The following is a 9,182-nucleotide window of genomic DNA, read 5'->3' on the forward strand; positions in this document are numbered from 1 at the left end:
TGATTCGCGATCCCAACCGTAGCGGCTCGGAACTTCATCGCTTCGTCGTGCACTACCTGATGCTTTTTCACTGCTTCAGCCGAGCTGGCGGCCTGGGGCGCTTGTTCAGGGGGCTGCGCTTCCCGGTCGGTTTCCAGCAGCTCGACGATTTCGGTGAACTCCCCTTCTGCGTGATCAGCTCTCCCGTGGCATCGACCTTGCCATCCGACGAGGTCATTCGGCACAGCACCGAGATTTCCGGCAGCCGCAGTTTCGAGGAGCTGATCTCCGAAGACGCGATCGCAGCCATGCAGGACGATCTGCGCGAGCAGCTGATCAGGGCGGTCAACGCGGCGCCATCTGCCTGAACACGCATGAGAACTTAGAAACCACAACGCACTCGCCATCTCGAGAGAGGACATTGTCATGGCCAAGAACGAAAGTACTCAACACAAGCTGTCGCGTGTCCGCGCGCCCCGTGTGCATCTGACCTACGACGTCGAGATCGGCGACAGCATCGAGAAGAAAGAGCTGCCGTTCGTCGTTGGCGTCATGGGCGACTACGCGGGCAACCCGCTCGAGCCGCTACCCCGGCTGAAGGACCGCAAGTTCGTCAATGTCGACCGCGACAACTTCGACAGCGTGATGAAAGGCGTCAAGCCACGCCTGAGCTATCGCGTCGACAACACGCTGGCCAACGATGGTTCTCAGCTGCCGGTGGAGCTCAACTTCAAGCGCATGGAAGACTTCGAGCCGCAGGAGGTCGTGCGTCAGGTCGAGCCGCTGCGCAAGTTACTCGAGGTGCGCAACAAGCTGGCCGACCTGCGCAACAAGATGGGTGGCAACGACAAGCTCGAAGAGCTGCTGATGGACGTACTGCAGAACACCGACAAGCTTCAGGCGCTGGGCGAAGAGCTGGGACGCGAAGCCGCTGCCAAACCGCAGCAAGACAAGGAATAACAGGAGTCTCCCATGGCCGAGAATCAGACCGACAACACTTCGCAGAGTGAAACGCAGGAAGTCTTCGCCCCGGAGACATCGCTACTGGACAGCATCATCTCCGAAAGCCGCGTGGCTCGCTCGGAGACCGAGCGCACCCGCACCCGTGATCTGATCGACGAACTGGTCAATCAGGTACTCGAAGGCGAAGTCACGCCCAGCAAGGACCTGATCGCGGTACTCGACTCGCGCATCGCCGAGATCGACTCGCTGCTCTCGGATCAGTTGAACGAGGTCATGCATGCCAGCGAATTCCAGCAACTGGAAGCTTCCTGGCGCGGCCTCAAGTATCTGACCGATCAGTCCGAGACCAGCACCAACATGAAGATCCACATGTTGAACGCATCCAAGAAGGACCTGGTCAAGGATCTCAAGTCGGCTTCCGAGTTCGATCAGAGCGCGCTGTTCAAGAAGGTCTACGAGGAAGAGTACGGCACCTTTGGTGGTGCTCCCTTCGGCATGATGATCGGCGACTACGAGTTCGGCCGTCATCCGCAGGACATGTATCTGCTGGAACAGGTTTCTCATGTCGCCGCTGCCGCCCATGCCCCGTTTATCTCCTCGGCCTCGCCGGAGCTTTTCGGCTGGGACTCGTTCACCGACATGACCGGTCCCCGGGATCTCTCCAAGATCTTCGACACGGTCGAATATGCCAAGTGGAAGTCCTTCCGCAACTCGGAAGATGCCCGCTACGTCGGCCTGACGCTGCCCCACGTGCTCGGCCGCTTGCCCTACGGCGAAGAGACCACACCGGTGGAAGAGTTCAACTTCACCGAAAGTGTCGACGGTCGCGATCACAACAAGTATCTGTGGATGAATGCCGCCTACACCATGGGGGCCCGTGTCACCGACGCCTTCTCCAAGTACGGCTGGTGCGTGGCGATTCGTGGCGTCGAAGGCGGAGGCCTGGTCGAGGATCTACCGACCCATACCTTCCAGACCGACGATGGCGAAGTGGCACTCAAGTGCCCTACCGAAATCTCGATCACCGACCGTCGCGAGAAAGAGCTGTCCGATCTGGGCTTCATACCGCTGGTCCACTGCAAGGGCACCGACTATGCGGCGTTCTTCGGCACCCAATCGGCCCAGTTGCCGAAGCAGTACAACACCGACGTCGCCAACGCCAACGCGCGCCTGTCGTCGCAGCTGCAGTACATCTTTGCCACTTCGCGTATCGCTCACTTCATGAAAGCGATCATGCGCGACAAAGTGGGTAGCTTCGCCTCCCGCCAGAACGTCGAGGATTACCTCAACGAGTGGCTGTCACAGTACGTCCTGCTGGACGACAACGCCGGTCAGGAAGCCAAGGCCAAGTATCCGCTGCGCGAAGCTCGCGTCGAAGTCGCGGAAGTGCCCGGCAAGCCTGGTGCCTACAAGGCAGTGACGTTCCTGCGGCCGCATTACCAGCTAGACGAGCTGACCGCGTCGCTGCGTCTGGTGTCCGAGTTGCCGCAGTCGACACGCGGCTCCTGATCCTGACGATCCTGTCGCAGGCACCAGCCCGATGGCTGGTGCCTGCGTCGTCGTGAGGTCAGCCCGAGCCAAGGTCACGGATGCCTACCGAACGCTTCTACGGAGTGGATGTCGAGGTGCGAAATGAGTGAAACGCTGCAAATGGTACCGACGCTGTTCGATCGTCTACTCGACGACGAACCGCAGCACTCGACCGATGCGCAGCCTGGCCATCGCTGTTCACTGGCAGTCTACAAGGCCTCCGTGGTGAGGGATCTCGAACTGCTGGTCAATACCCGCCGCGAACTGGTCGCTGGCCAACTGGATGGCTGGCCGACGCTGCAGGGAACGCTGCTCGACTATGGTCTGCCGGATTTCGTCAGCCGCGGCATCCGCAGCACGGAAGATCGTCGGCTGATTCAGCGCCAGCTGGAGCGCACCATCGAGCAGGGCGACAAGCGATTCAGCCGCGTGCGCGTGCAACTGCTCAACCAGGATAGTCATGACCGGATACTCCAGTTTCGCATCGAAGCGGTGCTGTCGCTGAGTGAAGCCAGCCAGCGCGTGGCCTTCGATGCCGTACTGCAAGTCAATACTCGCCAATACAAGGTGCAGAACCTGATCTAATGCTCGACGACCTGCTGCCCTACTACGAGAAGGAACTCTCGCACCTGCGCTTTCTGGGCCAGGAGTTCGCTCAGCGCTATCCCAAGATTGCCTCGCGGCTGCTGCTCGAGGGGGATTACTGCGAGGATCCTCACGCCGAACGCATGATCGAGTCGTTCGCCTTTCTCAGTGCTCGCGTGCACAAGAAACTCGACGACGATTTCCCCGAAATCGTCGAGGCGTTTCTCGACGTGCTCTACCCGCACTATCTGCGCCCGACGCCAGCGCTCTCCATCGTCGAGTTCGACCCTGGCGCACAAACGTCGCTGACCGGTGCGTACCACCTGCCCCGCCACACCGCACTGCATTCGCGTCCGGTTGAGGACTCGTTCTGCCGTTTTCGCACCTGCTACCCGGTAGACGTCTGGCCAGTGGCGCTCAGCGGCGCCGAGCTGACCCGGCTGGAACGCTCTTCGTTCAGCAACCACGGCAACGACAACGTCGCCAAACTGACACTGTCACTGGAAAGCCTTGGCAATACCGACTTCGGCAAGCTGGGCATGGATCGCCTGAGATTCTTCCTCGATGGCGAAGGCAGCCTGATGCATCCGCTTTACGAGCTGCTGTTCAACAACGTGGCAAGAGTCTCGGTGAGCTTCGTCGATGCCGGCCAGCCACGTGAAATCGGACTGGCACCGGGTGCCATCACCCCGGTCGGCTTCGGTCATGACGAGGGGCTGATCGACTACTCCGAGCGCTCGTTTCTCGGTTACCGACTGCTGCACGAGTACTTCACTTTCCCCGAGAAGTTCCTGTTCTTCGACCTGAACGGGCTGGCGAAGCCACTCGCGGGCAAGTCGGTCACACAGATTCAGATCCATTTTCTGTTCCGCGACTACGACCAGCACGAACGGCTGGCCCGTCTCGCGCAGACCGTGGGCCGGCATAACTTCCGGCTCGGCTGCTCGCCAGTGGTGAACCTGTTCCCGCAACAGGCCGAGCCGATCAAGCTGAGCCATACGCGCCACGAATACCCGGTGGTACCGGACGTGCGCCACGCGCGCTCCACCGAGATCGTCTCGATCGACGAGGTGACTCGGGTCATCCGCACTGCCACCCAGGACGAAGTCTCGCCCTGCCTGCCCTTTTTCGAACCCCGGGATAGCGAGAAGCAGGCACGCCAGAGTTACTGGATCGCACGGCGGGTGGCATCCGAGAACGCCCGCGACCCCGGCACCGAGATGCGATTGCGCGTGGTGGATCGCGAGCTGGAAATGCTGGATGGCAGTAGCGATACCCTGAGTCTCAAGCTCACCTGCAGCAATCGCGACCTGCCGCAGCTGATGACCTTCGGTCACCCGCAGGGCGACTTCACCCTCGAACGCGAGCAGGTCGTGCAGCAGATCCGCTGCCTGCGCAAACCGACGCCGCCGGTTCGTCCGCCGATGGGCAAGGGCCTGATCTGGCGCCTGGTCTCGCATCTGTCGCTCAACCATCTATCGCTGGTTTCCGACGGCCGCGAAGCACTGATGGAACTGCTGACGCTTTACAACTATCGCCAGGCCTCGGCGATCCGCAAGCAGATCAACGGCATCAGCTCGATTTCGAGCGAGCCGGTGATGACGCGCATCGGTCACCCGCGTCCGGCCTTCGTCCGCGGCACCGGCATCACGCTGGAACTCGATGAAAGCCAGTTCACCGGCAGCGGCATCTATCTGTTCGGTATGGTGCTGGACCACTTCTTCGGCCAGTACTGCAGTCTGAACAGCTTCACCCAACTCACCCTGCGCTCCCGTCAGCGCGAACAGCGAGTCGCCCAATGGCAGCCGAGAACCGGTACTCAGCCCCTGGTCTGATCGATCAGGCGCGAGCGGAGCCCTGGCGATTCGGGTTCTTCCAGCTCGTGCGCCTGCTGCGGCTGCACTACAGCCGTACCGGACGTATCGACCCGGAGAACCGCCCACATCAGGATCCGCTGCGCTTTCGCTCGCTCCTGTCACTGAACTTTCCACCCAGCGAGATCAGTAATCTTGCTTTCGAGAGCGACAAGGTACGCTCCGCCAGCGGCGATCCGTTGAGCGAAATCCAGGTCACCTTCATGGGGCTGGTCGGTCCCTCCGGCGTGCTGCCGCGACCGTATACCGAGCTGCTGATCAATCGCCATATCGACAAGCGCGACGACGCCGCCCACGCGTTCATGGATTTCTTCTCGCACCGAATGACGGCGCTGTTCTACGAGGCGTGGCAGAAGTATCGCTTTCATATCGAATACGAACGCAAGGGCAGTGCCGACTTCGAAAACTGGCTGCTTCATCTGGTCGGCTTTACCCCGACCACGCTGGAGAAAACGCTGAATCGCGACGACGATCCGGGTTCGCTTCGTCGCGACCTGTTCAGCTGGTTTTCCGGGCTGTGGAGCCAGCGCCCGCGTAACCCGGGCAACCTCCAATCGATTCTGGAATACACCTTCCAGCTCCCCTGCCGTGTCGTGCCCTTCACCGGTCGCTGGATACGCCTCGAGCCGGATCAGTACACCCGGCTCGGCCAGGCCAATGCCCAGCTCGGCCAGAGCGCCGTTGCCGGCACGCGCGTGCGCGACTATCAATCCGCCTTTCGCGTCTCGTTCGGGCCACTGAGCCTGAGCGCCTACCGTTCGCTACTGCCCGAGACCGAAGCACACCAGAAACTGGTGAAGCTGCTGCGTTTCTATGCCGGTATCGAGCTCGATTTCGAGATCGAACTGATCCTCGACAAACACAGCATACCCGCGCCTCAACTGGGCGCGGGCGGCAGCATCAAACTGGGGCGGCTGGGCTGGCTGCAACCCACCGACCGACCGGCCGCCTCCCACGGCCATGCACTCTTCGACATTCCCTACGATGGAGCCACGGCGTGAGTCTCAAATCTCTTTTCGACAAGCTCAACGATCCCTGCCGCGAGGCGACCGAAGGCGCGGCGGCACTCTGCCTGGCCGAGCGACAGTACGATGTCGATATCGAGCACCTGCTGCTCAAGCTGCTCGACAGCGACGACAACGACTTCCTGCGCATTGCCCGTCACTATGACGTCTCGCTCGATCGACTCGCCTCGCAGCTCGAAGAGACGGTTTCGACGTTCAAGACCGGCAATACCCGAACGCCAGCGCTGTCGCCGCGCATTACCCGACTGATCGAGCGCGCCTGGGTCGTCGCCTCGATCGACCACGGCGAGGCCAAGGTTCGCAGCGGCCATCTGTTGTTGGCGCTATTGAAGGATGAAGAATTGCGCCGGGTCTTGATGGATGGCGCCCGTGAACTCGAACGGATCAACGTCGACGATCTGCAGGCGCATCTCGATGACCTGATCGGGGGAAGTAGCGAAGACCAGCATGTACGCCCGCTGGGCGAAGGCGTCGACGCTGGCACTCGAGCCGATGATCGATCATCGGATACCAGGAGCGCAGGCTCCCGCGCGGGCAAAAGCAAGACCCCGGCCCTTGATCAATACACCATCGACCTGACCGGTAATGCTCGCGCCGGACGCATCGATCCGGTGCTCGGGCGTGAAGAAGAAGTTCGCCAGATGGTGGATATTCTGACCCGTCGACGTCAGAACAACCCGATCCTCACTGGAGAGGCGGGCGTCGGCAAGACCGCCGTGGTCGAAGGTCTGGCGCTGCGCATCGTCGACGGCGACGTGCCACCGCCGCTCAGGAACGTCGAACTGCGAACCCTCGACCTCGGGCTCTTGCAGGCTGGCGCGGGCGTCAAGGGTGAGTTCGAGAGTCGGCTCAAGAACGTGATCGAGGAGACCAAGCGCAGCCTGCATCCGATCATCCTGTTCATCGACGAGGCCCACACGCTGATCGGCAGCGGCGGCCAGGCCGGCCAGGGCGACGCCGCCAATCTGCTCAAGCCGGCGCTGGCCCGCGGCGAATTGCGTACCATCGCCGCCACCACCTGGGCCGAATACAAGAAGTACTTCGAGAAAGACGCGGCGCTGGCGCGACGCTTCCAGGTGGTCAAGGTCGAGGAGCCGACGGAGCCGGTCGCGATCAACATGTTGCGCGGCCTCAACGAGCGCATGCAGGATCACCACAAGGTCACCATCCTCGACGATGCCATCGTCCAGGCCGTGCGCCTGTCGCATCGTTACATCACCGGTCGCCAGCTGCCGGACAAGGCCGTCAGCGTGCTCGACACCGCCTGCGCGCGCGTCGCCCTGGCACAATCCTCGCAGCCGGCCGCACTGGAAGACGCCCACCGCCGTGTCGACAACCTGAATAGCGAGATCGCCGTTCTCCAGCGCGAACAGCGCGAAGGCAGCGATCACGCGGAAACGCTCGCCGCGCTCGACGAACAGCTCACCGCAACCCAGAGCGAAATCGATGACCTCAGCGCACGCTGGGAGCGCGAACAAGCGATCGTGACGCGCCTGAAGGCACTGGAAGCCGAACGCATCGAGGTCGAAACCGGCAAACAAAGCGGCGACGCCGACGCGCTGAGCCAGCAGATCGGCAAAGTCCGCCGCGAACTGGCCGCGATTCAGGGCGAACACTCGCTGGTTCACGGTCATGTCGACGGCAACGTGATCGCCGAAGTGATCTCCAACTGGACCGGCATTCCACTCGGCAAGATGATGCGCGACGAGATCACCACGGTGCAGCGCCTGCCGGAACTGCTCGGCGAACGCGTGCTGGGGCAGGATCATGCGCTGGCCGAGATCGGCAAGCGCATCGCCATTTCACGCGCGCGGATGGAAGATCCCAACAAACCGATCGGCGTCTTTCTGCTACTCGGCCCCAGCGGCGTCGGCAAGACCGAAACCGCTCTGTCGCTGGCCGACACGCTCTACGGTGGCGAGCGCAACGTCATCACCATCAACATGTCCGAATATCAGGAAGCGCATACCGTCTCCAGCCTCAAGGGCTCGCCCCCCGGCTACGTCGGCTACGGCGAAGGCGGCGTGCTGACCGAAGCGGTGCGCCGCAAGCCTTACAGCGTGGTGCTGCTGGACGAAGTCGAGAAAGCGCACCCGGACGTGCTGGAGCTGTTCTTCCAGGTCTTCGACAAGGGCGTGCTGGACGACGGTGAAGGCCGCGAGATCAACTTCCGCAACACCGTGATCCTGCTGACCTCCAACGTCGGCACCGACGACATCATGCAGCAGTGCCTGGGGGTCGCGTCCCTGCCCGCGCCGGATGCGATCGTCGACAGCCTGCGCCATCAGCTCAACGACGTTTTCAAACCGGCCTTCCTTGGCCGCCTGAACATCATCCCCTACTACCCGGTGCAGAAAGAGATCCTGCACAACATCGTGCGACTCAAGCTCGACCGCATCAAAAGGCGCTTCGAGCACAATCATCGGGCCGATTTCGAATACGACCCGGCGATCATCGACGCCGTTGCCGAACGCTGCACCGACAGCGACAGCGGTGCGCGCAACATCGACAACATCCTTTCCGGCAGTCTGATGCCAACCATTGCGTCTCAGGTACTGGACCGCATGGCGAAAGGCGAAGCGATCGAAAAGCTGGCTGTCAGCCTCGACGACCAAGGCGAATTCGCTTACGCGTTGAGTTGAGTTGAGTCTCGATGAATAACAGCGACATCACGGGAAAAAGTCATGGCTGACTCGATACTGGATAGTTTGCTCGACACCTTCGATATCGGGCTGTCGCAGTCCCAGCGGCTGCTGACGCTGGAGATCGCCGGGGCTTCGTTGCTGCCCCATCGGCTGGTGGGCGAGGAGCGCGTCAGCGAGCCGTTCACCTACACCCTCGACTGCATCTCCCAGCAGGGCGACATCGAGCTCAAGACGCTGATGGCGCAGCCGGCCCGGCTCTCGATTCTGCAGGCCGACGGCAGCTACCGCCCGCTGCACGGGCTGGTCAGCGAGGCCGCGCTGCTGGGCGAGGATGGCGGCGTCACCTACTACCAGCTCACCCTGGTGCCGTGGCTCACCATGCTGAAGCTCGGCCGCGACAGCCGGATCTTCCAGGACCGCAGCGTCGCCGATGTCCTCACCGCCGTGTTCGACGGCCATGAACTGGCTAAGGGCCGCTACCGCTTCGACCTGCGTCGCGACTATCCCGCCCGCAGCTACTGCGTGCAGTACCGAGAGAGCGACTTCAACTTCGTCAGTCGGCTCTGCGAGGAAGAAGGCCT

The 9,182-nt window shown here is 61.9% G+C and carries 7 protein-coding genes and 1 pseudogene; all 8 read left to right on the forward strand.

What is annotated here, in order from left to right; translation table 11 throughout:
* Positions 1 to 347, forward strand: a pseudogene (locus tag BTW07_RS18035) (hypothetical protein); the annotation flags it as partial.
* A gap of 58 nt (positions 348 to 405) precedes the next feature.
* A complete protein-coding gene (gene tssB / locus BTW07_RS18040; protein WP_075571558.1) occupies positions 406 to 939 on the forward strand; it encodes a type VI secretion system contractile sheath small subunit in 534 nt (177 codons plus the stop codon).
* A gap of 12 nt (positions 940 to 951) precedes the next feature.
* Positions 952 to 2,451 carry a type VI secretion system contractile sheath large subunit gene (gene tssC, locus BTW07_RS18045; protein WP_075562136.1) on the forward strand — a complete coding sequence of 500 codons (1,500 nt, stop codon included), beginning with the start codon at positions 952 to 954 and terminating at the stop codon, positions 2,449 to 2,451.
* A 123-nt stretch (positions 2,452 to 2,574) separates the two neighbouring features.
* The gene (gene tssE, locus BTW07_RS18050; protein ID WP_075571559.1) at positions 2,575 to 3,057 is read left to right on the forward strand and encodes a type VI secretion system baseplate subunit TssE; all 483 of its coding nucleotides are present in this window, start codon (positions 2,575 to 2,577) and stop codon (positions 3,055 to 3,057) included.
* Positions 3,057 to 4,892 (forward strand): type VI secretion system baseplate subunit TssF, encoded by a 1,836-nt coding sequence (gene tssF, locus BTW07_RS18055; RefSeq protein WP_075571560.1) that lies wholly within the window; start codon positions 3,057 to 3,059, stop codon positions 4,890 to 4,892. Before tssE ends, tssF begins: the two co-directional genes overlap by 1 nt.
* Complete coding sequence (gene tssG, locus BTW07_RS18060) at positions 4,856 to 5,932, forward strand: type VI secretion system baseplate subunit TssG (protein WP_075571561.1); 1,077 nt, start codon at positions 4,856 to 4,858, stop codon at positions 5,930 to 5,932. The genes tssF and tssG overlap by 37 nt, the downstream gene beginning before the upstream one ends.
* Positions 5,929 to 8,598: a type VI secretion system ATPase TssH gene (gene tssH / locus BTW07_RS18065; protein WP_075571562.1), complete on the forward strand. Its 2,670-nt coding sequence runs from the start codon at positions 5,929 to 5,931 to the stop codon at positions 8,596 to 8,598. The genes tssG and tssH overlap by 4 nt, the downstream gene beginning before the upstream one ends.
* Before the next feature lie 42 nt (positions 8,599 to 8,640).
* The coding region (locus BTW07_RS18070; protein WP_144076963.1) for a type VI secretion system Vgr family protein at positions 8,641 to 9,182 on the forward strand (542 nt) is incomplete at its 3' end.

The sequence above is a fragment of the Salinicola socius genome, from assembly GCF_001937195.1.
GTDB lineage: Bacteria > Pseudomonadota > Gammaproteobacteria > Pseudomonadales > Halomonadaceae > Salinicola > Salinicola socius.

Coding starts and splice junctions, on each gene's coding strand:
- tssB (WP_075571558.1), top strand. CDS start 406: ATGGCCAAGAACGAAAGTACTCAACACAAGCTGTCGCGTGTCCGCGCG.
- tssC (WP_075562136.1), top strand. CDS start 952: ATGGCCGAGAATCAGACCGACAACACTTCGCAGAGTGAAACGCAGGAA.
- tssE (WP_075571559.1), top strand. CDS start 2,575: ATGAGTGAAACGCTGCAAATGGTACCGACGCTGTTCGATCGTCTACTC.
- tssF (WP_075571560.1), top strand. CDS start 3,057: ATGCTCGACGACCTGCTGCCCTACTACGAGAAGGAACTCTCGCACCTG.
- tssG (WP_075571561.1), top strand. CDS start 4,856: ATGGCAGCCGAGAACCGGTACTCAGCCCCTGGTCTGATCGATCAGGCG.